This is a genomic window from Xanthomonas sp. 3307, from assembly GCF_014199735.1.
GTDB lineage: Bacteria > Pseudomonadota > Gammaproteobacteria > Xanthomonadales > Xanthomonadaceae > Xanthomonas_A > Xanthomonas_A rydalmerensis.
Genome location: NZ_JACHOG010000002.1, coordinates 718,211 through 742,819, shown reverse-complemented (window position 1 = coordinate 742,819; position 24,609 = coordinate 718,211). Strand labels below are relative to the sequence as shown.

Annotated in this window: 19 protein-coding genes, 1 tRNA gene and 1 riboswitch; of the genes, 15 read left to right on the top strand and 5 right to left on the bottom strand. The window is 69.3% G+C overall.

Annotated elements, in window-relative coordinates; genetic code table 11:
- Positions 1-103 precede the first annotated feature (103 nt).
- From GGR64_RS08175 to GGR64_RS08165, 3 genes are read left to right on the top strand one after another with little or no spacing between them, the layout of a single operon-like run.
- Positions 104-1,327 (top strand): efflux RND transporter periplasmic adaptor subunit, encoded by a 1,224-nt coding sequence (locus tag GGR64_RS08175; protein ID WP_184645050.1) that lies wholly within the window; start codon positions 104-106, stop codon positions 1,325-1,327.
- Positions 1,328-1,336: 9 nt separating this feature from the next.
- Positions 1,337-4,483, top strand: a complete 3,147-nt coding sequence (locus tag GGR64_RS08170; RefSeq protein ID WP_184645048.1) for an efflux RND transporter permease subunit — start codon at positions 1,337-1,339, stop codon at positions 4,481-4,483.
- Between the two features lie 11 nt (positions 4,484-4,494).
- Positions 4,495-5,940, top strand: a complete 1,446-nt coding sequence (locus GGR64_RS08165) for an efflux transporter outer membrane subunit (protein WP_184645258.1) — start codon at positions 4,495-4,497, stop codon at positions 5,938-5,940.
- Positions 5,941-6,156: 216 nt separating this feature from the next.
- Here the strand turns inward: GGR64_RS08165 and GGR64_RS08160 are convergent, their stop codons facing one another.
- Together GGR64_RS08160 and metE are read right to left on the bottom strand one after the other, a co-directional pair.
- Positions 6,157-8,154, bottom strand: coding sequence for a choice-of-anchor X domain-containing protein (locus tag GGR64_RS08160; RefSeq protein WP_184645046.1), 1,998 nt, complete (start codon positions 8,152-8,154; stop codon positions 6,157-6,159).
- A gap of 238 nt (positions 8,155-8,392) precedes the next feature.
- Positions 8,393-10,684 carry a 5-methyltetrahydropteroyltriglutamate--homocysteine S-methyltransferase gene (gene metE / locus GGR64_RS08155; protein ID WP_184645045.1) on the bottom strand — a complete coding sequence of 764 codons (2,292 nt, stop codon included), beginning with the start codon at positions 10,682-10,684 and terminating at the stop codon, positions 8,393-8,395.
- 210 nt (positions 10,685-10,894) lie between these two features.
- Positions 10,895-11,148, bottom strand: a riboswitch (cobalamin riboswitch).
- A gap of 145 nt (positions 11,149-11,293) precedes the next feature.
- Here metE and dusA point away from each other — a divergent pair.
- From dusA to GGR64_RS08125, 6 genes are all read left to right on the top strand, one after another.
- Positions 11,294-12,313 carry a tRNA dihydrouridine(20/20a) synthase DusA gene (gene dusA, locus GGR64_RS08150; RefSeq protein WP_184645043.1) on the top strand — a complete coding sequence of 340 codons (1,020 nt, stop codon included), beginning with the start codon at positions 11,294-11,296 and terminating at the stop codon, positions 12,311-12,313.
- 532 nt (positions 12,314-12,845) lie between these two features.
- Complete coding sequence (locus GGR64_RS08145; RefSeq protein ID WP_160968483.1) at positions 12,846-13,118, top strand: hypothetical protein; 273 nt, start codon at positions 12,846-12,848, stop codon at positions 13,116-13,118.
- Between the two features lie 74 nt (positions 13,119-13,192).
- Positions 13,193-13,876 carry a response regulator transcription factor gene (locus tag GGR64_RS08140; RefSeq protein WP_003469280.1) on the top strand — a complete coding sequence of 228 codons (684 nt, stop codon included), beginning with the start codon at positions 13,193-13,195 and terminating at the stop codon, positions 13,874-13,876.
- An 82-nt stretch (positions 13,877-13,958) separates the two neighbouring features.
- Entirely contained in the window at positions 13,959-15,329 is a 1,371-nt protein-coding gene (locus GGR64_RS08135; protein WP_184449833.1) for a sensor histidine kinase, read from the top strand.
- Between the two features lie 212 nt (positions 15,330-15,541).
- Positions 15,542-17,125, top strand: a complete 1,584-nt coding sequence (locus GGR64_RS08130; protein ID WP_221236103.1) for a DUF1800 domain-containing protein — start codon at positions 15,542-15,544, stop codon at positions 17,123-17,125.
- A 29-nt stretch (positions 17,126-17,154) separates the two neighbouring features.
- The gene (locus GGR64_RS08125) at positions 17,155-18,345 is read left to right on the top strand and encodes a DUF1501 domain-containing protein (RefSeq protein WP_184645041.1); all 1,191 of its coding nucleotides are present in this window, start codon (positions 17,155-17,157) and stop codon (positions 18,343-18,345) included.
- Between the two features lie 247 nt (positions 18,346-18,592).
- Here the strand turns inward: GGR64_RS08125 and GGR64_RS08120 are convergent, their stop codons facing one another.
- Entirely contained in the window at positions 18,593-19,384 is a 792-nt protein-coding gene (locus tag GGR64_RS08120) for a M90 family metallopeptidase (RefSeq protein WP_184645038.1), read from the bottom strand.
- Positions 19,351-19,629 (bottom strand): hypothetical protein, encoded by a 279-nt coding sequence (locus tag GGR64_RS08115; protein ID WP_160968473.1) that lies wholly within the window; start codon positions 19,627-19,629, stop codon positions 19,351-19,353. The genes GGR64_RS08120 and GGR64_RS08115 overlap by 34 nt, the downstream gene beginning before the upstream one ends.
- 143 nt (positions 19,630-19,772) lie before the next feature.
- Here GGR64_RS08115 and birA point away from each other — a divergent pair, with 143 nt between their 5' ends.
- From birA to GGR64_RS08095, 4 genes are all read left to right on the top strand, one after another.
- Positions 19,773-20,750: a bifunctional biotin--[acetyl-CoA-carboxylase] ligase/biotin operon repressor BirA gene (birA, locus tag GGR64_RS08110; RefSeq protein WP_184645036.1), complete on the top strand. Its 978-nt coding sequence runs from the start codon at positions 19,773-19,775 to the stop codon at positions 20,748-20,750.
- The gene (locus tag GGR64_RS08105) at positions 20,747-21,484 is read left to right on the top strand and encodes a type III pantothenate kinase (RefSeq protein ID WP_184645034.1); all 738 of its coding nucleotides are present in this window, start codon (positions 20,747-20,749) and stop codon (positions 21,482-21,484) included. The genes birA and GGR64_RS08105 overlap by 4 nt, the downstream gene beginning before the upstream one ends.
- Positions 21,485-21,596: 112 nt before the next feature.
- The gene (locus GGR64_RS08100) at positions 21,597-22,433 is read left to right on the top strand and encodes an SPOR domain-containing protein (protein WP_184645032.1); all 837 of its coding nucleotides are present in this window, start codon (positions 21,597-21,599) and stop codon (positions 22,431-22,433) included.
- A gap of 102 nt (positions 22,434-22,535) precedes the next feature.
- A tRNA-Thr gene (locus GGR64_RS08095) sits at positions 22,536-22,611 on the top strand.
- A 236-nt stretch (positions 22,612-22,847) separates the two neighbouring features.
- Here GGR64_RS08095 and GGR64_RS08090 read toward each other — a convergent pair.
- Positions 22,848-23,183, bottom strand: a complete 336-nt coding sequence (locus GGR64_RS08090) for a hypothetical protein (protein WP_326520322.1) — start codon at positions 23,181-23,183, stop codon at positions 22,848-22,850.
- 182 nt (positions 23,184-23,365) lie between these two features.
- Between GGR64_RS08090 and rocF the strand changes: the two genes are divergently transcribed.
- The gene (rocF, locus tag GGR64_RS08085; RefSeq protein ID WP_184449699.1) at positions 23,366-24,289 is read left to right on the top strand and encodes an arginase; all 924 of its coding nucleotides are present in this window, start codon (positions 23,366-23,368) and stop codon (positions 24,287-24,289) included.
- A gap of 160 nt (positions 24,290-24,449) precedes the next feature.
- Positions 24,450-24,602, top strand: coding sequence for an entericidin A/B family lipoprotein (locus tag GGR64_RS08080; RefSeq protein WP_160966333.1), 153 nt, complete (start codon positions 24,450-24,452; stop codon positions 24,600-24,602).
- Positions 24,603-24,609 lie beyond the last annotated feature (7 nt).

The following is a 24,609-nucleotide window of genomic DNA, read 5'->3' as shown; positions in this document are numbered from 1 at the left end:
CAGGGGAAAGCAAGCCAATCCACGCTGTCGCCGGCAATCTCCAAATTTGCTGCACATTCGGGTCCTAGCGTGGCGACCTTCGGATCTTCCGTGAGTTCGCCGTATGTCGTCGGTCGCCCGTCGTTTCTCCATTTCGTCCTCGCGCTGGCTGCTGCTCGCCGTCGTCGCCACGGTCGTGGCCGCGTGTTCCTCCAAGCCGCCGCCGCAGATGCCGCAGACGCAGGTCGGCGTGCAGACGGTGAAGGTGCAGCGCCTGGCTGTGGATCAGACCCTGTCCGGCCGTACCGTGGCCTACATGAGCTCGGACGTGCGCCCGCAGGTCGGCGGCATCCTGCGCAAGCGGCTGTTCGCCGAGGGCCAGGACGTCCACGCCGGGCAAGTGCTGTACGAGATCGATCCGGCCACGTACCAGGCCGCGTACGACACCGCCAAGGGCGACCTTGCGCAGGCCGAGGCGGCGGTGTTGTCGGCCAGGCCCAAGGCGCAGCGCTACCAGACCCTGGTCGGGCTGGATGCGGTCAGCAAGCAGGACGGCGACGATGCGGTGGCCACGTTGCGCGCGAACGAGGCGGCAGTGGTCGCGGCCAAGGCCGCCTTGCAGACTGCGCGCATCAATTTCGACTACACCCGCATCACCGCGCCGATTTCCGGCCGCATCGGCACCTCCAGCTACACGCCGGGCGCGCTGGTCAGCGCCGGCCAGAGCGAGGTGCTGGCCACCATCAACCAGCTCGACCCAATGTACGTGGACGTGACCCAGTCCAGCGCGCAACTGCTGCAGTTGCGCCGCCAGCTCGACGCCGGCCAGCTCAAGGCGGTGGACGGCAAGGCCGAAGTGACGCTGCAACTGGAGGACGGCAGCACCTATGCGCGCAGCGGCACGCTGGAGGTGGTGGATGCTGCGGTCGATACCGCCACCGGCACGGTCAAGCTGCGCGCGGTGGTGCCCAATCCTGATCGCCTGCTGCTGCCGGGCATGTACGTCAAGGCGATGCTGTCGATGGCCGTGGACGAGCAGGCCATCCTCGTGCCGCAGCAGGCGATCAGCCGCAACAGCAAGGGCGAGGCGGTGGCGATGGTGGTCGGCCGCGACAACAAGGTCGCCCAGCGCGTGCTGATCACCGGCGATGCGATCGGCGACAAGTGGGTGGTGCGCGACGGACTGAAGGCTGGCGACCGGGTCGTCGTGCAGGGCCTGCAGAAGGTGTCGGTTGGCGCCGAGGTCAAGGCGGTGGAAGTGACCGAGAACGCGGCGACCGGCAATGCCGCCGCCACTGCAACGACGGCCTCGCAGGGCAACGCTGCCGCTGCGCCGAAGGCCGACTGAGAAACCGCCATGGCCCGCTTCTTCATCGACCGTCCCATTTTCGCCTGGGTCATCGCGATCGTGATCACCCTGGCCGGCGCGCTTTCGATCCTGTCGCTGCCGCTGGAGCAGTACCCGGACATCGCGCCGCCGTCGATCAACGTCAGCGCCACCTACACCGGCGCCTCGGCGGAAACCGTGCAGAACTCGGTGACGCAGATCCTCGAGCAGCAGATGACCGGCCTGGACCACCTGCTGTACATGTCCTCCAGCAGCAGCTCCGCCGGCACCGCCTCGATCACCCTGACCTTCGACTCCGGCACCGACCCGGACACCGCCCAGGTACAGGTGCAGAACAAGGTCTCGCAAGGCGAGGCGATGCTGCCGGAGGCGGTGCAGAGCAATGGCGTGACCGTCACCAAGTCCATGGGCAGCAGCATGTTCATGGTGCTGGCCTTCACCTCCGAAGACGGCAGCATGGACAGCACCGACATCGGCGACTACATGGTGTCCACGCTGCAGGATCCGATCAGTCGGCTCAACGGCGTCGGTGGGGTCAACGTGTTCGGCTCTGAGTATTCGATGCGGGTATGGCTGGATCCGGAAAAGCTGCGTACCTACGCGTTGATGCCCTCGGACGTCAGCAATGCGATCTCGGCGCAGAACGCCGACGTCTCCTCCGGCGCGCTGGGCGCGTTGCCGGCGGTGCAGGGCCAGCAGCTCAACGCCACGGTCACCTCGCGCAGCAAGCTCAAGACGCCGGCGCAGTTCGAGGCGATCGTGCTGAAATCGCAGCCCGGCGGCGCCACCGTCTACCTGCGCGACGTGGCGCGGATCGAGTTGGGCTCCAGGTCCTACGCGTCCAGTTCCAAGTACAACGGCAAGCCCGCCTCCGGCATGGGCCTGGAACTGGCGACCGGCGCCAACGCACTGGATGCGGCCAAGGCGGTGGAAGCCAAGCTCGAACAGCTCAAGCCCTACTTCCCCACCGGGCTCAAATACGAGATCGCCTACGACACCACGCCATTCGTGCGCATTTCCATCGAGGAAGTGGTCAAGACCCTGCTCGAGGCGATCGTGCTGGTGGTGCTGGTGATGTACCTGTTCCTGCAGAACTGGCGGGCCACGCTGGTGCCGGTGATCGCGGTGCCGGTGGTGCTGCTGGGCACCTTCGGTGTGCTGGCGTTGCTCGGCTATTCGATCAATACGCTGACCATGTTCGCGATGGTGCTGGCGATCGGCCTGCTGGTCGACGACGCCATCGTGGTGGTGGAGAACGTCGAGCGCCTGATGAGCGAGGACGGCATGTCGCCGCGGCAGGCGACCTACACCTCGATGGGGCAGATCTCCGGCGCGCTGGTCGGTATCGCCCTGGTGTTGACCGCGGTGTTCCTGCCGATGGCGTTCTTCGGCGGCGCCACCGGCGAGATCTATCGGCAGTTCTCGGTGACCATCGCCGCGGCGATGCTGCTGTCGCTGCTGGTGGCGCTGACCCTGAGTCCGGCGCTGTGCGCCAGCCTGCTCAAGCCGATCGCGCGCGGCGGGCACGTGTCGCGCAAGGGTTGGCTCGGGCGTTTCTTCGGCTGGTTCAACACCCGTTTCGACCGGGGCGCCGACGGCTACGGCCGCGGCGTGGGCAAGCTGATCGGCCACCGCAAACTGGGCGGACTGGTCTATCTGGTGCTGCTCGCGGTGATGGCGCTGCTGTTCTGGCGCCTGCCCAGCTCGTTCCTGCCCGATGAGGACCAGGGCATGCTGATGGTGATGTTCACCACGCCGGCCGGCGCCACCCAGCAACGCACCCAGCAGTCGATCGACCAGGCCACCGGCTTCATCCTCAAGCAGCCGGAGGTGGCCGGCATGATGACCATCACCGGCTTCAGCTTCGCCGGCAGCAGCCAGAATTCGGGCATGGGCTTCATCAAGCTCAAGGATTGGGCCGAGCGCGGCGCCTCGGCGCAGGAGATCGCCAATCGCATCACCGGCGCGATGATGGGCACGCTGCCGGATGCGCAGGTGTTCGCGCTGTCGCCGCCGGCGATCAACGGCCTGGGCACCACGTCCGGCTTCACCCTGGAACTGCAGGACGTGGCCGGCAAGGGCCATGACGCGCTGGTCACCGCGCGCCAGCAGCTGCTGCAGTCGGCCAACGCCGACAAGGAGCTGAGCGCGGTGCGCTTCAACGGATTGGAAGACGCACCGACCTACCGGGTGCAGATCGACGACGCCAAGGCCGGCGCGCTAGGCCTGAGCGCTTCGGACATCAACGCCACGCTGGCCACGGTGATGGGCGGCAGCTACGTCAACGACTTCCTCAACAACAACCGGGTCAAGCGCGTGTACGTGCAGGGCGAGCCGTCCGCCCGCATGCTGCCCGCCGACATCGGCCGCTGGTACGTGCGCAACAGCAGCGCGGAGATGGTGCCGTTCTCGGCCTTCTCCGGCAGCCAGTGGGCGTATGCGCCGCAGGTGCTGAGCCGGTTCAATGGCGTGGAGTCGATGGAAATCACCGGCAGTGCCGCCAGCGGCATCAGTTCCGGCGAGGCGATGAATGGCATCGCCGCGCTGGTGGGCAAGCTCGGCAAGGACGTCGGCTATGCCTGGTCGGGCATGTCCTACCAGGAGCAGGCCGCCGGCACGCAGACCTGGATGCTGTACGCAGTGTCGCTGGTATTCGTGTTCCTGTGCCTGGCCGCGCTGTACGAGAGCTGGTCGATCCCGATCTCGGTGATGCTGGCGGTGCCGGTGGGCATCGTCGGCGCGCTGCTGGCGACGTGGCTGCGTGGGTTGTCCAACGACATCTACTTCCAGGTCGGCCTGTTGGCGACGATGGGCCTGGCAGCCAAGAACGGCATCCTGATCGTGGAGTTCGCCAAGGAGCTGGAAGAGAAGGGCCAGCCGCTGATCGACGCCACCCTGCACGCGGCGCGCATGCGCCTGCGTCCGATCCTGATGACCTCGCTGGCGTTCATGCTCGGCGTACTGCCGATGGTGGTCAGCAGCGGCGCCGGCTCCGGCGGCCGCCATTCGCTGGGCACCGGCGTGCTCGGCGGCACCCTGATCTCGACCATGCTCGGCATCTTCTTCGTGCCGCTGTTCTACGTGATCGTGCGCAGTCTGTTCCCCGGCAAGCGTGCCGAACCGGAACCGGCGCAACTGCAGGAGGCGAACCCGTGACCCCCGTGACCCTGGCCCGCTCGGCGCTGGCGCTGGCGCTGGCCTGCGCCGGCCTGCTCGCCGGCTGCGCGAGCCTGGCGCCGAGCTACGCGCGTCCCGACGCGCCGGTGCCGGCCACCTTCGCCGACAGCGGCAGCGGCGCCGCTGGCGACGGCGCCAACGTCGCGACCCTGGACTGGCGCCAGGTGTTCCTCGATCCGCGCCTGCAGCAGGTGATCGCGCAGGCGCTGGACAACAACCGCGACTTGCGCGTGGCGGTGCTCAACATCGACAAGGCGCGTGCGCAGTACCGCATCCAGCGCGCGGACCTGTTCCCGTCGGTGAGCCTGAGCGGCAGCCAAAGCGCCTCGCGCAGCAGCGCGTCGACCAGCAGCAGCGGGCGCTCCGACGTCGCGCGAACCTATGCGGCCGACGTGGGCATCAGCAGTTGGGAGCTGGACCTGTTCGGACGCATCCGCAGCCTCAAGGACGAAGCCCTGGAAACCTACCTGGCCACCGCGCAGACCCAGCGCAGCACGCGCATGAGCCTGGTCGCCGAGGTCGCCGCCGACTGGCTGGCCGTGGCCGCCGACCAGCAGCGCCTGGCGTTGGCGCAGCAGACCCTGGACAGCCAGCGGCGGACCCTGGCGCTCACCGAGGCGCGGCACCGCGAAGGCATCGCCTCCGGACTGGACCTGGCGCAGGTGCAGACCAGCGTGGAAAGCGCGCGTGCCGACGTGGCCAGCTACACCACGCAACTGGCCACCTCGCGCAATGCCCTGGACCTGGTGGTCGGCGCACCGGTGTCGGCCGATGCCCTGCCGCAGGCCGGCGCGCTGGAGGGCGGCGTGGCGCTGGCGCCGCTGCCGGCGCCACTGGAATCGCGCGTGCTGTTGCAGCGCCCGGACGTGCTGTACGCCGAGCACACGCTGAAGTCGGCCAACGCCGACATCGGGGCGGCACGCGCGGCATTCTTCCCGACCATTTCGCTGACCGCCTCCACCGGGCGCAGCAGCACCGCGCTGTCCAGCCTGTTCGATGCCGGCAACCGCACCTGGTCGTTCGTGCCCAGCATCAGCGTGCCGATCTTCCGCGCCGGCGCGCTCAAGGCCGAACTGGACGTGGCCCGGATCACCCGCGACGTCAACGTCGCCAGCTACGAGAAGGCCATCCAGAGCGCCTTCAGCGAAGTGGCCGATGCGCTGGTCACGCGCGCGCAGCTGGACGAACGCATGGACGCACAGCGCGCCCTGGTCGACGTCACCCAGCGCAGCTACACCCTGGCCGACGCGCGCTATCGCAACGGCGTGGACAGCTACCTGGATGCGCTGGATTCGCAGCGCTCGCTGTACTCCGCGCAGCAGGACCTGATCACCCTGCGGCTGAGCGAGGCCGGCAACCGTGTGACCCTGTACAAGGTGCTCGGCGGCGGCGCCGATGCGCAGAGCCGCGAGGCCGTGGCGGATGCGGCGCGTTAGCGTATTCCCCGCACCACCGTAGGAGCGGCTCCAGCCGAGACAGGCATGACCTACAACGCCCGTCGCGGCTGAAGCCGCTCCTACAAAAAGCCGCACGCCGAGCGAATTGCACCAGCGGCGGCTTCGGCACTGGGGAAAGATCGGCGCTGCACCAGGCTGACATGCCCGGGCAGCGCTTTCACCAATCCCCAATCCCGACTCCCTAATCCCGGCCCCTCAACGCGCCGCGTTGGCGTTCATCGTCGCGTTGCGGCTGGCGTCCAGGTACTGCGCCGGATCGCGCATGCCGGTGGTGTGGCATTCGCCGGTGGTGTGGCCGCGGTTGACGCCGCCGGGCAGTTGGCCGTTGACCTGCTCCACGGTGCCGTCCTCCGGGTCGCTCAGCACCAGGTCCGAGGCCGCATTGCAGTAGTCGTTGGTATACCAGTTGGTCTTGGCGAAGGAGGTGGTGTAGTAGTTCACCAGCGCCCGCGCCGAGTTGGGGATGCCGGCCAGCCAGGCCTTGGCGCCGTCATAGGTCAGGTCGTTGTTGGTGCCGCAGCCCACACCGAACCACGAGCCCACCGTGGCCAGGATGCCGGCCAGGTTGGTGCCCTGGTACGGAGTGCCTACCGACTGCATCACCCGTCCGCCGCTGGCGTTGTCCAGGCCGCTCCAGTAGTACACGTACAGATGCAGCGCGGCCATGCCGCCCTGGCTGTGCGCCACCGTGCCGAACGAGTTCCACTGGCTGCCGAACTGCGCCAGGCGCTGCGCGAACTGGTCGTTGCTGCGGTTCTGGTTGACGTCCAGGAACGCGGAGGCGTTGCTGAACTGCGCCACCGGCCATACCCCGCCCGAGCAGTAGCCGTGCACCAGCACCAGGCGCTTGCCGGTGGCCTGCGCCTGCATGTCGGTGGTGGCGGCGCTCAACTGCGCCGGGCGCTCGCCCATGCGCATGCTCTCGTCGATCGCGCCGGTGCTGCGCGCCACGCTGCTGCGGCGCAACGCCGGCAGGGTCAGTGGCAGTGTCGCGCGCGTGGCCAGCGGCACGAAGTTGTCCGGATCCTCCACGCGCAGGTTGCGCAGGGTGAACGGTGCACGCGCGCCGGCGCGGGCGATCCAGCGTTCGTCCACGCTCAGCGGCAGGCGTCCATCCTGCGGCGCGAGCATGCCGCCGAGCCAGGCCACCGGCACCGCGCTGCCGTCGCGGCCGGTGCCCCACAGTTCGCCGAGCACGCGGTAGTGCGCCGGCGCCTGGCCGCCGCCGATGCGTACCGGAATCGGCAGGGTGAGGCGGGTGCCGGGCTGGGCGCTGGCGGCGACCGCATCGGCGTTGATGCGCAGGGTGGTGTCCAGCACCGGCAGCACGTGCTCGCTGGTGCGCACGAAGGGCTGGCCGCCGGCGTCGTGGCCGTGCACCACCACCTGCGCGATATAGGTGCCGGTGGCGGTCGCCGGGAAGTCGCCGGCATACACGCCGTCGCCCGCGGCGCCGTCGCCGTGGCGGCCGTCGTCGGCCATCGGCCATTGGCTGACGGAGCCGTCCGGCGCGATCACCCGCAACTGGGCGGTGTCGATGCGGCCGCTGCCGGCGCTGCGCGCCAGCGACACGCTGCCCTGCGCATCGATGCCGCCGAGCAGGGCGGTCAGGCCGATGCGCTGCCCGCGCTGCAGTTGCGCGCGGTCGCTGGGATAGGACGCCAGTTGCGTGCGCGCATCGCCTTCCATCAGCACATAACCGCGCTGCGCCGTGCTGTTGCTGTCGGCCTGCAGGGTCAGGGTCCACTCACCGTTAGCGGCTGTGTCCACGCGGTACTCGCGGGCTGGCAGTGCGGCGCCGCCGGCGCCCAGTTGGGTGGCCTTGGCGCTGGGCGCGAGCATCGGCGTCGCGGCGGCGGTGCCGGCGCGCGCACTGGCCGTGGCCGGCGCGCTCAGGCGCGGCTGCCAATCGTGTTCGCCGGACAGCACCACGAAGCGCAGCTTGCCGTTCTCCACCGGCAGTGTGGTGTGCCATTGCGCCGGCCCACTGCTGCGTGCGGCGGAGAACTCCACCGGCAGCAACGCGCTCTTGGACAGGATCGCCGCTTCCGCCGGGGCGGGCGCGCGCATCTGCGCGAACTCCTCCGGCGGACCGGCCAGTTGTTTGGGAATCAGTTCGGCCGCGTGCAGCGCGGCGGTGGGGATGACGAGATACAGGACGCAGACGGCGGACAGTTTCGACAACTTCGGCATGACGCGCTCTCCCTGGCGGTGCTGAGTAGCAGACGCACCTACCGGACCTCGCGGCGCGATGCGCCGCCGGCAGCACGTCGGCGAGGACGCAGCGCCCCCTCGCCACGCGTTCGCCTGCGGTTATAGCCAGCGCACATTGCCGGACAAAGACGCAATGCAGCAAAGCACGCCGAACTGGGATGCTGGACATGCCTGGAGCACGAAGATGCCCGGCGCACGTGGCGCCGGGCATCGCCGGTCACGCCGCCTGCGCCTGCTGACTGCGCAATTGCCGCGCCGCGGCGACCATCGCTTCCAGGGCGCTGCGCGTTTCCGCCCAGCCGCGGGTCTTCAGACCGCAATCCGGGTTGACCCACAATTGCTGCGGATCCAGCACCGCCCGCGCCTTCTCCAGCAACTCCACCATTTCCTGCGTGCTCGGCACGCGTGGCGAATGGATGTCGTACACGCCGGGCCCGATCGCATTCGGGTAGCGGAAGCGCACGAAGGCATCGAGCAGTTCCATGCGCGAGCGCGAGGTCTCGATCGAGATCACGTCCGCGTCCATCGCCGCCACCGCCTCGATGATGTCGTTGAACTCCGAGTAGCACATGTGGGTGTGGATCTGCGTGGCGTCGCGCACGCCGGCCGCGGCGATGCGGAAGCACTGCACCGCCCAGTCCAGGTACGCCTGCCAGTCGGCGCGGCGCAGCGGCAGGCCTTCGCGGATCGCCGGCTCGTCGATCTGGATCACGCCGATGCCGGCCGCCTCCAGGTCGCGCACCTCATCGCGCAGCGCCAGCGCGATCTGCCGGCAGGTCTGCGCGCGCTCCTGGTCGTCGCGCACGAACGACCACTGCAGCACCGTCACCGGCCCGGTCAGCATGCCCTTCATCGGCCGCTCGGTCAGCGACTGCGCGTACTGGGTCCAGCGCAGCGTCATCGGCGCCGGACGCTGCACGTCGCCGTAGATGATCGGCGGCTTCACGCAGCGCGAGCCGTAGCTCTGCACCCAGCCGTGCCGGGTGAAGGCGAAGCCGTCGAGTTGCTCGCCGAAGTACTCGACCATGTCGTTGCGCTCGAACTCGCCGTGCACCAGCACATCCAGGCCCAGTTGCTCCTGCGCGCGCACGCAGCGTTCGGTCTCGGCAGCCAGGAACGCGTCGTACGCGGCATCGTCGAGCTTGCCGGCCTTGTGCTGCGCGCGCGCCTGCCGCACCTGCTCGGTCTGCGGGAACGAGCCGATCGTGGTGGTCGGATACAGCGGCAGCCGCAACGCGGCCTGCTGCGCCTGGCGGCGTTGCGCATACGGCGACTGCCGGCGGCCGGCATCGTCGGTCAGTGCGTCTACCCGTCGCGCCACCTCGGCGCGGTGCACGCGGGCGGAGGCACGGCGGCTGGCCAACGCATCGCGCGCTGCATCCAGTCCCGCCTGCGCCTGCGGCTGATCGTCCAGCGCATCGGCCAGGGTGCGCAGTTCCTGCAGCTTCTGCCTGGCGAAGGCCAGCCAGCCGACCAGTTCACGGTCCAGCTTGGTCTCCTGCTGCAGATCCACCGGCACATGCAGCAGCGAGCACGACGGCGCCAGCCACAACCGCTCGCGGCCGACATGGCCGGCCGCGTAACGGGCCAGGGTGAGCGCGTTGTCCAGCGGCGTACGCCACACGTTGCGGCCGTTGACCAGGCCGGCCGAGAGTACGCGACCGGCCGGCAAGGCTTGCAGCACCGCGTCCAGTTGCGCCACGCCGCGCACCAGGTCCACGTGCACGCCGTCCACCGGCAGCGCCATCGCCAGCTCCAGGTTGTCGCCCAGCTCGCCGAAGTAGCTGGTCAGCAGCAACTTCGGCCGCGGCGCCTGCGCCAGGACGTCGTACGCGCGGCGATAGGCGGCGCGTGCGGCCTCGTCCAGGTCCAGCACCAGCGCCGGTTCGTCGAGCTGCACCCAGCCGGCGCCGGCCGCATGCAGGCGTTGCAACAGCTCGGCGTACACCGGCAGCAGGCTGTCCAGCAGCGCCCAGCGGTCGCTGCCGTCCACCGTCTTGGACAGCGCCAGGAAGGTCACCGGCCCGATCAGCACCGGCCGGGTCTGGATGCCCTGCGCCTTGGCTTCCAGGAACTCCACCACCGGCTTGTCGCCGCGCAGGCGGAAGTGCTGGCGCCGCGCCAGCTCCGGCACCAGGTAGTGGTAGTTGGTGTCGAACCACTTGGTCATTTCCAGCGCGTGCAGGTCCAGGCCGTTTTCTTGGGTGCCGCGCGCCATCGCGAAGTAGCCGGCCAGCGGATCGGCATCGGCCAGCGCGCGGTAGCGCTGCGGGATCGCATCGAACAGGAACGCGGTGTCGAGCATCGCGTCGTACAGGCTGAAGTCGTTGCTGGGCGGCACGTCCACCCCGGCCTCGCGCTGTAGCTGCCAGTGGCGCAGGCGCAGGTCGCGTGCGGTGTCCTGCAGTTGCGCGCTATCGATGTCGCGGCGCCAGTAGCGTTCCAGCGCCTGCTTGAGCTCGCGCCGCGCACCGATGCGCGGGAAGCCCAGGTTGGTCACGATCGTCATGTTGCGTTTCCTCATTGCGTTCAAGGGCATTGAGGAACGAAGGAACCGCGCGCCGCGCGTCCCGTTCGCACGGACCGCCCGCCACGCCAGCGACCTTCGCCCCCGCGGGCGAACCGGTACCGCGCGGGCAGGCGGACGACGCGGCGCGGCGCAAGGCCGGGTCGCGGTCCGGCCGCCTCCCCGCGGAGGCGCCAGGTCGAATCGGAGGACGCACGGTCCTCCGGCCGGGGCCGGTATTCGGGCTGATGGACACGCGCACCGTGCCGGCTGCGCACCTACTGTCCGTCGCTTCCCAGGCCGGCATGCGCCGGCCCAGTGCCATTGACGGAGGTCGTTTCCATTCACCGCTGCGGGGCAGCTCCGGAATGGGCAGGCGCTTGCGGCGCCGGCCGTCACCGGATTCCCGTTTAAATCCATCCCTTCATCCGAATGAAGAGATGAATACCTTCGGCGAGCGCACGATAGGCCGGATGGGGCGGCGGGTCAAGCGCCAGTGCGTTTTTGTCGGTAGGTCCCGGCAACGTTCATGGCGAACGTGTAAGCTATTGATCCCTAAGTCAATGACTTGGCGCTGCGGCGGATAGCCGGCGGCGCCCGCCCGTCGTGCCGATGACGCTTCCGCTCCCCACCGCCGATCTCCCCGCGCGTTACGCCGCCTCGCTGCGCCTGTCCGTGGCCCCGATGATGGACTGGACCGACCGCCACTGCCGGGTGTTCCACCGGTTGCTCGCGCCGTCGGCGCGGCTGTACACCGAGATGGTGCACGCCAATGCGGTGGTGCTGGGCGATCGCGCGCGGCTGCTGGATTTCGATGCGTCCGAGCATCCGCTGGCGCTGCAGCTCGGCGGCAGCGAGCCGGCGCTGCTGGCGCAGGCGGCGCGGATCGGCCAGGACTGGGGCTACGACGAGATCAACCTCAATTGCGGTTGCCCCTCCGACCGGGTGCAAGCCGGGCGCTTCGGTGCCTGCCTGATGCGCGAGCCGACGCTGGTCGCCGAGTGTGTGGCGGCGATGGTCGCGGCGGTGGACATCCCGGTGACGGTGAAGTGCCGGCTGGGCGTGGACCAGGACGACGACTATGCGGTGTTCCTGGCCTTCGTCGACCAGGTTGCCGCGGCCGGCTGCGGGCTGTTCGTGGTGCATGCGCGCAATGCCTGGCTGCAGGGCCTGTCGCCGAAGGAGAACCGCGAGGTGCCGCCGCTGCGCTACGACTGGGCGCACCGGCTCAAGCGCGAGCGGCCGCAGCTGCAGGTAGTGCTCAACGGCGGCCTGGCCGCGGTGGAGACGGCGCAGGCGCAGTTGCAGGCGGTGGACGGGGTGATGCTGGGACGCGCCGCCTACCACGACCCCTACGTCCTGCACCGGCTGGACACGGCCCTGACCGGCGCCGCGCCGCGCCCGCGAGCGGAGTTGCTGCGTGCACTGCGTCCCTACGTGGAGGCACGCCTGGCCGAGGGCCTGGCGCTCAAGCACATCACCCGCCATCTGCTCGGCCTGTTCCACGGTCAGCCCGGCGGCCGCGCCTTCCGCCAGGTGCTCAGCGAGGGCGCGCACCGGCCGGGTGCGGATTGGGCGCTACTGGAGCGGGCGTTGGCGATCACCGATGGGGCGACACGCGCGGCGGCCTGATCGGCGGGAGCCAATCGGAACGCAGTGGAGGCGCCATGGCCTTGCTCGTCGGCTGGTCGACCTCGTCTCTTCTCTAGAGTGTAGGACAGCGTCGCGAATCGGTCGGCGACGGGTCCGCATCCCACTTTTATCCTTTCGTTCAGGGATTCCGTTCAGGTATGGCCGGCTAGTCTCTGCGTTCCCGGAGACGCTGCGAAGCACCTGCCGTAGGGCCTCTCCAGACCCCAGGCGCGGCCCTTGCATCGACTCTTCATAGGTTCATTTGACTGAATGTCGCCCGTGGCGGCCGGAAAAGTTCAGACCGGATTCACCCCGAAAAATCAAGAATTTGCCTCGATTTCTCGAGGTCGTCTCCGTTTCCACGAGGTGTCGCGCTTCACAAGTTTTGAACGTTTCCGATCAGTCCGTTAGGATGCCCGTCGTGACTTCTCCTGCTTCCCGCCACTACCGCTTTGCCGCCGTCTTCGCGCTCGCGCTGGCGTCGGTCGCGGCTGGGCATGGCCGTGCGCAGCAGCCGCCCATGCCGGGCGCGATGGCGCCGCCGGAGCGCGACGCGGGACGCAGCCGTGACTATGCCGGCAGTTCCCTGTCCGATGCGGTGCGCCGGGTGCAGCGGTCCACCGGCGGTCAGATCCTCGGCGCCGAGCGCGTGCCGTTCGACGGACGCGACATCAACCGCGTCAAGTACATGGACGGCCGTGGGCGGGTACGCTACATGGACGATCCGCAGCCTGGCCGTGCGGCACCGCCGCGGGCGCCGCGGTCGGGCGAGCCTCCCGAGCCACCACGCGACGATCACCCGTGAGTCCGGATAGTTCGGTTCAGGTTCCACACACCGCCCCGGCCACCGGCCACCTGTAAAGTTACTAGGGAGAGTTCATGCGTATCCTTCTGGTCGAAGACGAAGCTCCGCTGCGAGAGACCCTGGCCGCTCGCCTGAAGCGCGAAGGCTTTGCGGTGGATGCGGCGCAGGACGGCGAGGAAGGCCTGTACATGGGCCGCGAAGTGCCCTTCGACGTGGGCATCATCGATCTCGGCCTGCCGAAGATGTCGGGCATGGAACTGATCAAGGCGCTGCGCGACGAAGGCAAGAAGTTTCCGGTGTTGATCCTGACCGCGCGCTCCAGCTGGCAGGACAAGGTCGAAGGCCTCAAGCAGGGCGCCGACGATTACCTGGTCAAGCCGTTCCATGTCGAAGAGCTGCTGGCGCGCGTCAATGCGCTGCTGCGCCGCGCTGCCGGCTGGAGCAAGCCGACCCTGGAATGCGGTCCGGTCGCACTGGACCTGGCGGCGCAGACCGTCAGCGTCAGCGGCAGCAACGTCGACCTGACCAGCTACGAGTACAAGGTACTCGAGTATTTGATGATGCATGCTGGCGAACTGGTCTCCAAGGCCGACCTGACCGAGCACATCTATCAGCAGGATTTCGACCGCGATTCCAACGTGCTCGAAGTGTTCATCGGCCGCCTGCGCAAGAAGCTGGACCCGGACGGCGAGTTGAAGCCGATCGAGACCGTGCGCGGCCGCGGCTACCGGTTCGCGATTCCGCGCACCGAAGGCTGATCGCAGGCGCCGGCGAGCACACCGAGGAAGCGACCGCGTGGCGGCACGACCCAGGTGGTACAAACGCTGGCGCCCGCGTTCCTTGCAGGCGCGCCAGCTGCTCGCCGCCAGCCTCAGCCTGCTGGCGTTCCTGGCCGCGGCCGGTTACGCGCTGGACCAGGCGTTCGCCGACACCGCGTTGAGCAACCTGCGCGAGCGCCTGAAGAGCTACGCCACCGCGTACGCCAACAACATCGACGTCGCCCGCGACGGATCGCTGTACATCAACAACGACAAGCCGCCGCCGGACCCGCATTTCGACCGGCCCGGCAGCGGCCTGTACGCGCAGATCGTGTTGCCCACCGAAGGCTGGATCTCGATGTCCAGCGAGGGCCCGCTGCCACCGCGCGGCGGCATGCTCGAGCCGCGCCAGGAAACCTTCGACGGGCCCTGGCCGATGACCCAGATCGACGGCAGCGAGGGCGAGGTCTACCGCTACGGCATCGGCCTGGCCTACGTGCGCCGCGACAAGGAAACCCCGGTCACCATCTACATCATGGAGGACACCCGCGCGCTGGGCGCGCAGCTGCGCGTGTTCCGCGGCCGGGTGTGGTTCAACCTCGGTGGCGCCGGCCTGATCCTGTTGGTGCTGCAGGCCTTCATCCTGCAATGGAGCCTGCGCCCGCTGCGCCGGGTCATCAACGAACTGACCAAGGTACAGCGCGGCGAAGCCATGCGCATGGGCGATCGCCACCCACGCGAGCTGGAGCCGCTGACCGACAGCATCAACGCCTTCATCGAGAGCGAGCGCGAGAACCTGGACCGTCAGCGCAACACCCTGGCCGACCTGGCGCACAGCCTGAAGACGCCGCTGGCGGTTCTGCGGACCCAGCTCGATAGCGGCGCGCAGGGGCCGGAGCTGCGCGAAGAGCTGGACGTGCAGCTGCGGCGCATGAACAACCTGGTGTCGTATCAGTTGGCGCGCGCCGCCTCCAGCGGCCACAAGCTGTTCGCCGCGCCGTTGCCGATCGAGCCCAATGCCGAGGAGATCGTGCGCGGCCTGGAGAAGGTCTACGCGGCCAAGGGCGTGCTGTGCGAGTTCGACATCGAGCCGAGCGCGCGCTTCCACGGCGAACCCGGAGACCTGCAGGAACTGCTCGGCAACCTGCTGGAGAACGCGTTCAAGTGGGCGCGCCGGCGGGTGCTGCTGAGCGTGCGCCCGGAACCGGCCGCCGGCAGCCGCCGCGCCGGCCTGATCATCTCGGTGGAGGACGACGGCCCCGGCATCGCCCCGGACGAGGTCGCGCACATCCTGCAGCGCGGCGTGCGCGGCGACGAGCGCGTGCACGGCCATGGCATCGGCCTGGCGATCGTGCAGGACCTGGTCAAGGGTTACCGCGGCGAACTGCAGGTCAGCCGCTCCGAGGAACTGGGTGGGGCGCGCTTCCTGGTCACCCTGCCGCCGGGATTTTGAGTCCAGCGGTGTCCCCGCGCTGGCTTGGGACCGACATCCCGCCGCGCAGCGGCCATGAGCACTGACAGACCGCACATGACGCTGCTGCGCCGCAGCAGCAGGTGAATCCCGTGCAAATGACCGGGAGGTTTCCGACAGTGGCTTAACGCGACCGGCGCACAGCTGGCGATACTGCGCCGGTCTTCACGCCGCTTTTCGTCCAGGAGCCTCGCATGTCCGTATCCCGGCATCGTCCTGCAGCAACGCGTCTGCGCGTGCGCGGCCGGCGTGTATTGCGCAACACCCAGCGACTGCTGCTGTCGTTGCTGCTGGTGCTGTTCACCGTCGGCGCCATCGCCGCTAGCGACAAGGTGATCAAGCGCGACGACGCGCGCTGGCTGCAGTCGATGACCCTCGGCCTGGACAGCGCCAGCGTGGCGCAGTTCGAGCACGACGGCCGCAAGCGTTTCCTGCGCGAGCAACTGCAGGCCGATACGGGCGATGCCGCGCTGCCGGCACCGGTGCGCGCGCAACTGGATGGCTATGAGGCGCTGCACACGCCGGTGCAGGAACTGCTCAAGCAGCAGGCTGCCGCACAGCAGGCGATCAAGGCGATGCCGGACGGCGATGCCAAGGTCGCGGCGAAGAAGGCCGCGCAACAGCGCGGCGATCTGCTGCTGAACCAGGCACGGCAGGCGCAGCTGCTGCGTGCGATCTACGCGCCGGACCAACTGCGCGAGCAGATGGTGTGGTTCTGGCTCAACCATTTCAGCGTGTTCGCCGACAAGGGCCGCCTGCACTGGACCGTGGCCGACTACGCCGACAACGCGATCCGCCCGCATGCGCTGGGCAAGTTCTCCGACCTGGTGATGGCGACGCTGCAGAGCCCGGCGATGCTGGAGTACCTGGACAACGCGCAGAACGCCAAGGGCAAGGTCAACGAGAACTACGCGCGCGAACTGATGGAGCTGCATACCCTCGGCGTCAACGCCGGCTACACGCAGAAGGACGTGCAGCAACTGGCGCTGATCCTCACCGGCGTCGGCATCGCGCCGGTCGACCGCGACGGGCCGCCGAAACTGCCGCCGGCGCTGCAGGCCCAGTATGTGCGCCGCGGCGCGTTCGAGTTCAATCCGGCACGGCACGAGCAGGGCGACAAGACCTTGCTCGGCCAGCGCATCGCCGGCGGCGGCTTCGACGAGGTCGAGCGCGCGGTGCAATTGATCGTGCGCCAGCCGGCATGCGCGCACTTCATCTCGCGGCAGCTGGCCGAATACTTCGTCGCCGACGATCCGCCGCCGGCGCTGGTGGAGAAGATGGCGCGCACGTTCCAGCGCAGCGATGGCGACATCGCCGCGGTGCTGCAGGTGATGTTCACTGCGCCGGAGATGGCGGCCGGCGCGCCGCACAAGTTCAAGGATCCGTACCGCTTCCTGGTCTCGGCGCTGCGCCTGGCCTACGACGGGCAGACCATCGTCAATCCGCAACCGTTGCTGGGCTGGTTGAATCAGATGGGCGAGCCGAGCTTCGGACGGATCACGCCCGATGGCTGGTCGCTGCAGTCCAGTGCCTGGAACAGTTCGGGGCAGATGGCGCAGCGCTTCGAGATCGCGCGTGCGATCGGCAACGGCAACACCCAGCTGTTCACCGTCGACGGGCAGCAGCGCGGCGGTTTCCCACAACTGAGCACGCCGCTGTACTACCACGCGATCGAGCCGCAACTGAGCGACGCCACGCGCCAGGCGCTGGCGCAGGCGCGCTCGCAGCAGGAGTGGAACGGCTACCTGCTGGCCTCCCCCGACTTCAATTACCGCTGACCGCGGCCTTGGCCGCACGGAGATCCGCCATGCACCGTCGCCGCTTCCTGCTCGCGTCCGCCGCCGCCGCGGCCAGCCTGCCGTTCGCCGGGCGCCTGTTCGCCGCGCCTGCGCCGTCGCCGCGCCTGTTGGTGGTGTTCCTGCGCGGCGGCTACGACTGCAACAACCTGCTGGTCCCGTACGCGAGCGATTTCTACTACGCCTCGCGGCCGAGCCTGGCGATCGCCAAGCCGGATCCGGCCAATCCCAACAGCGCCATTGCGCTGGACACGCAGTGGGGCCTGAATCCGCGGCTGCGCGAGACGTTGATGCCGCTGTGGAACGACAAGCAGCTGGCGTTCGTCCCGTTTGCCGGCACCGACGATCTCTCACGCAGCCACTTCGAGACCCAGGACAGCATCGAGGCCGGGCAGCCGGCCGGGCAGCGCAGCGACTATCGCACCGGCTTCCTGGCGCGGCTGTCGCAGGTGGCCACCGGCACGCCGTCGATCGCCTTCACCGATTCGTTGCCGCTGAGTTTCCAGGGCGGCGGCGACATCCCCAATCTCTCGCTCAAGCGCAATCCGACCCCGGCCTTCGACCAGCGCCAGGCCGACATCCTTGCCGGCATGTACCACGGCACGCAGCTGGCCAGCGCCGCGCACGACGGCCTGGCGCTGCGCCAGCAGGTCTCGCGCGCGCTGCAGGACGAGATGCAGCAGGCCAACCGCGGCGCCGCCAGTGCGCGCACCTTCGCCGACGAGACACGCCGCATCGCCACGCTGATGCGCGAGCGCTACCGGCTCGGTTTCGTCGATGTCGGCGGCTGGGACACGCACGTCAACCAGGGCAGCACCGACGGCGCGCTGGCCAACAACCTAGCCAACCTGTCCGAGGGGCTGTCGGCCTATGCCGAGGCGCTGGGACCGGAGTGGTGCAACACCGTGGTGGTGGTGCTGTCCGAATTCGGCCGCACCTTCCGCGAGAACGGCGACAAGGGCACCGACCACGGCCACGGCACCACGTACTGGGTGCTGGGCGGCGGGATCAATGGCGGGCGCATCGCCGGCGAGCAGGTGGCGGTGAGCAAGGACAAGCTGTTCCAGGACCGCGACTACCCGGTGCTGACCAACTACCGCGACATGTTCGCCGGCCTGCTCGGCCGCATGTGGGGCCTGTCGCCGACGCAGCTGCAGAAGGTATTTCCGCAGGCGCATGCGCGGGATTTGAAGTTGGTGTGATGCCTTTTCCGCGATGAAGGGATGCGGGAAATGTCCTGTAGGAGCGGCTTCAGCCGCGACAGGTACCGGACGCCCCGTCGCGGCTGAAGCCGGTACTACACGGCACCTGGCGCCCTACGGGTGCACCGCGGGAGGGACTTCAGTCCCGACGCGTTACGCGCTCGACTCCTCATAACGCATGCTTTGTCGCGTTCATCGCGGCGAAGTCTTGAAGCAATGCATCAAGACGCGATCGCCACATCGCCATTCAGTCCGCGGCAAACGGAGAGCGACCGTAGAACCGAGCCAAGTGTGCAGCTACCTCCGGCATCTCGCGCTGCAGTCGCTCCGGCGCGGAGAAGTGATATTCGCTGACCACGGCGAAGAACTCTTCCGGCGCTTCGGCAGCGTAGGCGTCGATCTCGCTGGCGCGGCCGCGGTCCACGCGCGCGCAGAAGGCGTCGTAGCTGCGCTGGAAATCGTCTGCCCATTGCCGCTGCCACGCGCGCGGCAGCAGCGGCGTGCCGTCCAGGGCGCCGTCGAGTACGTCGAGCTTGTGTGCCATTTCGTGCACGGCCACGCAGTAACCGGCGCGCGGATCGTCCAGGTCGGCCTGCACATCGGCCCACGACAGGATCAACGGGCCGCTGTCCCAGGACTCGCCGATCAGTTCGTCTTCCCACTCGTGCAGGACGCCGGCCGCATCGACATGGCTGCGTTGCACGCGGAACGCGTCCGGGTAGACCAGCAGTTGCGACCAGCCGCTCATGCCGCCGACGCCGTATTCCAGCAGTGGCAGGCAGCACAGTGCGGCGAGCAGGCCGCACTGCCGGGCATCCAACTGCAGGCCGCCCAACGGCGAGATGGTCTTGCGGTGCAGGAATTCGCTGGCCAGCGCACGCAGGCGCTGCTCGCGTGGCGCATCCAGGGCCGCGACCCAGGCGCAGTCGCGGCGCACGGCCTGCCAGGTGGCGTCATCGATGGCCGCGGCGGGCGTCGACCACAGCCCGCGCAGCCAGCGTGGAATCAGCGGAACATCCCCGGCAGAAAGCTGTGCCACTTCGGCATGCGCATGCGCGGCACCAGGTCGCTGTCGCTGCCGCCACCCGTGGTGGTCGAGGCCGGCTTGGTGGAGGAGGGCGCATGCGTCGCCGGCGCACGCGTCGGCGCGCTGTCGGCATCGGGTGTGTCGCCGTAGGCGCAGTCGGTATGCGGCTTCTCCGCCAGCACATTGGACGCGTGGGCGGCGGCGAGTGGCAGCAGCAACAGGAGCAGGCAGGGCAGGGAACGGCGCATCGTCGGCATCCAGGGCGAGCGGCGGTGAATCCCGATTCTAACGCGGTTTTCACCGGCTGCAGGACTTCGGCCCTGGGCGCCCGCGGGGCGTTGCCGCATACTTTTCGGTTTACGAGGGTGCGCCGCGGCGCGCCCGGGGGCGAAACGAGGCGATGGAACCGGCGTTGGACGAGCGCGAACTGTTGGCCAGGCTCAGCAAGGGGCCCCTGTCCGGCGACGCCCTGGCGCGCGCCTGCGGGTTGACCCGGGCGGCGGTGTGGAAGCGCATTCAGGCGCTGCGCGCGGCCGGGGTGGAGATCGAGGGCCGGGCCGGCGAGGGCTATGGCCTGGCGCGGCCGCTGGAGTTGCTCGACGCCGCGGCGATCCGCGACGGACTCAGCGGGCCGGCGCGCGCCGAGCTGGCCGGGCTGGAGATCGCCTGGAGCCTGGTCTCCAGCAACACCACGCTGCTGCAGCGGCCGGCGCCGGCGCAGGGCAGCGAGGTCCTGCTGGCCGAGCGCCAGACCGGCGGGCGTGGCCGCCGTGGCCGGGTCTGGGCCTCGCCGCTGGCGGCGCATCTGTACCTGTCGGTGGCGCGCAGCTTCCAGGGTGGGCTGGGCCGGCTGGGCGGCCTGAGCCTGGCCGCCGGCGTGGCCGTGGCCGAAGCCCTGCGCGCGGCCGGCTTCGCCACGGTCGGGCTGAAGTGGCCGAACGACCTGCTGGCCGACGGGCGCAAGCTGGGCGGCCTGCTGGTGGAAGGTGGTGGCGAGTTCGCCGGGCCGGCGCGGGCGGTGATCGGCCTGGGCCTGAACGTGGCGATGCCGGCGGCCAGTGCCGCAGACATCGACCAGCCGTGGACCGACCTGACGCGGTTGGCCGGTGGCCCTGTGTCGCGCAACACGGTCGCCGCGGTGGTGCTGTCGCACCTGCTGCCGGCGCTGGCGCTGTTCGACGCCGAAGGGCTGGCGCCGTTCCTGCCGCGCTACGCCGCGCTGGATCTGCTGGCCGGGCGTGCCGTGCGCATCGACGATGGCGGCCAGGTGCGCGAAGGCACGGCCCTCGGGTTGGCCGAGGACGGCGCGCTGCGGGTGGCCTTCGCCGATGGCGAGCAGCCGGTGCATGCGGGCGATGTCAGTGTGAGGGCAGCATGAGCGACTGGCTGTTCGACCTGGGCAATTCGCGTTTCAAGTTCGCCGCGCTGGAACACGGGCAGGTGGGCGCGGTGCAGGCCTGGCCGCATGGCGCCGAAGCCATGGACGCGGCAGCGGTGGCGGCGCTGCCGCAGGGCGGTACCGCCTACGTGGCCAGCGTCGCCGCGCCGGCCCTGACCGCGACCGTGCTGGAGGCGCTGCGCAGCCGCTTCGCGCAGGTGCAGGTGGTGCGCACCGAGGCTGCGTGCGCCGGGGTGCGGATCGCCTATGCGCGACCGCAGGCGTTCGGCGTGGACCGGTTCCTCGCGCTGCTCGCCGCGCATGGCGGTGGCGACGTGCTGGTGGTCGGCGTGGGAACGGCGCTGACCGTGGACCTGCTCGACCGCGACGGCCTGCACCGCGGCGGCCGCATCGCGCCGTCGCCGACCGTCATGCGCCAGGCCCTGCAGCAGAAGGCAGCGCAACTGCCGGCCGAGGGCGGCGATTACCACGAGTTCGCCGCCGACACCGCCGACGCGCTGGCCTCTGGCTGCGATGGCGCCGCAGTGGCGCTGATCGAACGTAGCCTGCAGCAGGGCGAGGCCTTACTCGGACGACGGCCGCGGCTGCTCCTGCATGGCGGCGGTGTGCCGCCGCTGTTGCACGCACTGCCGCCCGCCGAGCAGCGCCCCGCCCTGGTCCTGGACGGACTGGCGCTGTGGGCGCAGGCGCACGCCGTGGTTGATCACGCCTGAGCGGGGCGGCGCTGGCGGCGGCGGGCAGCGCAGACGCTGCGTTCAGGCGGTCACGTCCAACACGAACGCCGCTGTCTCTCCCAATGTGCATCGCACGCTCTAGAATCCGGCCATGCTCGTTCGCGCCCTGCTCGTCGTCCTGACCATCCTCAACCTCGGCGTCGCGGTGTGGTGGGCGATGCAGCCGCCCACCCCGCCGGCAGTGCCGATGCCGGCCGTGCCGGCCGGGGTGGCGACGCTGCAACTGGTCAACGAGGCGCCGGCACCGGCCGCGGCGCCGCCCCTGCCGGCGGCCGCGCCTGTCGCCGTGCCAGCCGATGCGCAGGACGACACCGCCGTCGCTGCCGATGCGACCGAATCTGCCCCTGCACCGGCCAGTACCCCGGCGGCCACCCCGGCCGCCGCGCCAACGCCACCCGCTGCCGCCCCTGCGCCCGCCCCCACCCAGGCCCAGGCCGATCCTGCGGCCAAGCCCGCCGCCGACGCGGCGGTGTGCCTGAGCGTGGGGCCGTACCCTGACCGCGATGCCGCCCAGGCGGCCATCACAACCTTGGCTTCGGGAGCGCCGCGTCCGCGCCTGCGCGAGGACGCCGACAGCGGTGCCACCAGCTTCCGCGTGCTGCTGCCGACCATCGGCGGCGAGGATGGCCTCAGGCAGGCCACCGAGCGCATCGTCGCCGCCGGCATCCGCGACTATTACCCGTTGCGCCAGGGCGATGCCGGCAATGCCATCGCCCTGGGCCAGTACCGCAGCCGCGAGGGGGCCGAGCGCCGCCGCGCGGAGCTGGCCCGTGCCGGCTTCAACGCCGACCTGATCCCCAGCGGCGGCGACGGCCAGTCGCGTTGGTGGCTGGACCTGCGCGCCGGCTCCGCGGCGCAGGCCGCCGCCCTGCGCCGCCAGCTCGGCGCCGCGCGCCAACGCACCGTGGACTGCGCCACGCTGCGCTAGAATGCCGCGCCTGTCGGTCTTCAGCGCCTTGCCGCAAGACGTGTCGAGGCTCGCGCCAGCAGGTAGACTGCCTCGGGCCCGCCCGCGGGTGTCGTCCATCTTGCCGCTTTAGCTCAGTCGGTAGAGCAACTGTCTTGTAAACAGTAGGTCATCCGTTCGATTCGGATAAGCGGCACCATCTTCCGCTACGTCGGCATCTGCAGATGGCCGCGTTGCGCCATCAGCCCGCTGAAAAACAGCGGGTTTTTGCTTGCTGTTGCGCGTGCTCACGAACATCCATTCGAGCCGGGAACAACTGCGCGTTAAGCGAGCCGGGTGGATGGCGCGGCAGTTGGCAGGCACGCCGCAGCGCAGGTGCGAAGCAACAGCGGTCAACCGAAGCGCGCTTGGATCGCTGCGCGCTGTCGGAAGCTGCTACGGGCTTCGCGGTAACAGCAAGGACTGCGCACGCGCGGAAAGCGGGCAACCCTGTCGCTGCAACAAGGCGATGGCCTCTCTGGTGCGCCGGACCAGTCCGGTGTTCGCGATGAAGGTGGTCTTCGCCCCCAGGAACTCCAGCACGACGTTCTCGGTTCCCCACGCTTTCCGATAGTCGACCCTGGCGATCTCACGGTACGGGCGGGTGCGCGTGCGCAGGACGCGGTACTCCACGTGGTCCGCGTGCAGGATCAGTGTGGGATTCAAGCTGTTGTGCGCCCACGCGAACCAGGGAAGGAACGTGAGCCCGGCGAACGCAGCCTCCAGGGTCACGATCAAGGGCTTTTCCAAGGCGATCTCCAGAAACGGCGGAGCAGCTTAGCCAGCCAGCGCCGTGGGCGTCCAACCGCACGCCTTTGGCTGCCGCAATGTACATGCCGCCTGCTGCGACGCGGCGGGTCGTGTCATGCCGGTCCCGCTAGACTGGGCCACTTTTTTGGTTGGAGCGTATGCGCATGAAGTCGTCTTTTCTGCCGGTGTCCCTGATCGGCGTTCCTACCGACATCGGTGCTGGCCATCGCGGTGCGCGCATGGGGCCGGAGGCGCTGCGCATCGCCGGCTTGCACGAGGCGCTGGCCAATCGTGGCGTGGAGGTGCGCGACGTCGGCAACATCGATGGCCCGCGCAATCCCTGGCAGGCGCCGGTCGACGGCTACCGCCACCTCGACGAGGTGGTGGCCTGGAACCGCGCGCTGATGGAGGCCAGCTATGCCGAACTGCGTGCCGGGCGCATGCCGATCGTGCTCGGCGGCGACCACTGCCTGGGCATCGGCTCGATCACCGCGGTGGCGCGGCACTGCCGCGAGCAGGGTCGCAAGCTGCGGGTGCTGTGGCTGGATGCGCACTCGGACTTCAACACCAGCGAGGTCACGCCGTCGGGCAATGTGCACGGCATGCCGGTGGCCTGCCTGTGCGGGTTGGGGCCGCAGGCGCTGACCGAACTCGGCGGCAGCGCGCCGGCGCTGCGGCCGGAGCAGGTGCGGCAGATCGGCATCCGCTCGGTCGACCCGGACGAGAAGCGGCTGATCAAGCAGCACCGCGTCGACGTGTACGACATGCGCTACATCGACGAGATGGGCATGAAGCGGACCATGGAGGCGGCGTTGGAGGGGCTCGATGCCGATACCCACCTGCATGTCAGCTTCGACGTGGACTTCCTCGACCCCAGCATCGCCCCGGGCGTGGGCACCACCGTTCCCGGCGGTCCCAACTACCGCGAGGCGCAGTTGGTGATGGAGATGATCGCCGATAGCGGGCGTATGGCCTCGCTGGACATCGTGGAGCTGAATCCGGTGCTGGACCACCGCAACCTGACCGCGGAACTGGCGGTGGACCTGGTGGAAAGCCTGTTCGGCAAGTCGACGCTGATGCGGGACTGAGAGGCCCGGCCTGGCTGGGTGGCGCCGCCGCTGCCTGAATGGGTCGCCGGTTCATTCACGTGAAATCCACAGTCGTGACGGCAGATTCACCGCCAGACGGTAGCGCGGCGACGCCTATCGCCGCCCACCCGACCACCTGCGACTGCCGAGGACGACCACGATGAAGCGACTGACCACCCTGTTGATGCTGACCCTGTTTTGCGCTGGCGTTCTGACCGGCTGCAACACCGTTGCCGGCGCCGGCAAGGACATGCAGAAGGCGGGCGAGAAGGTGGAAAACAAGGCGGATGATTGCAGCGCGGGCAAGTGCTGAGCGCCCC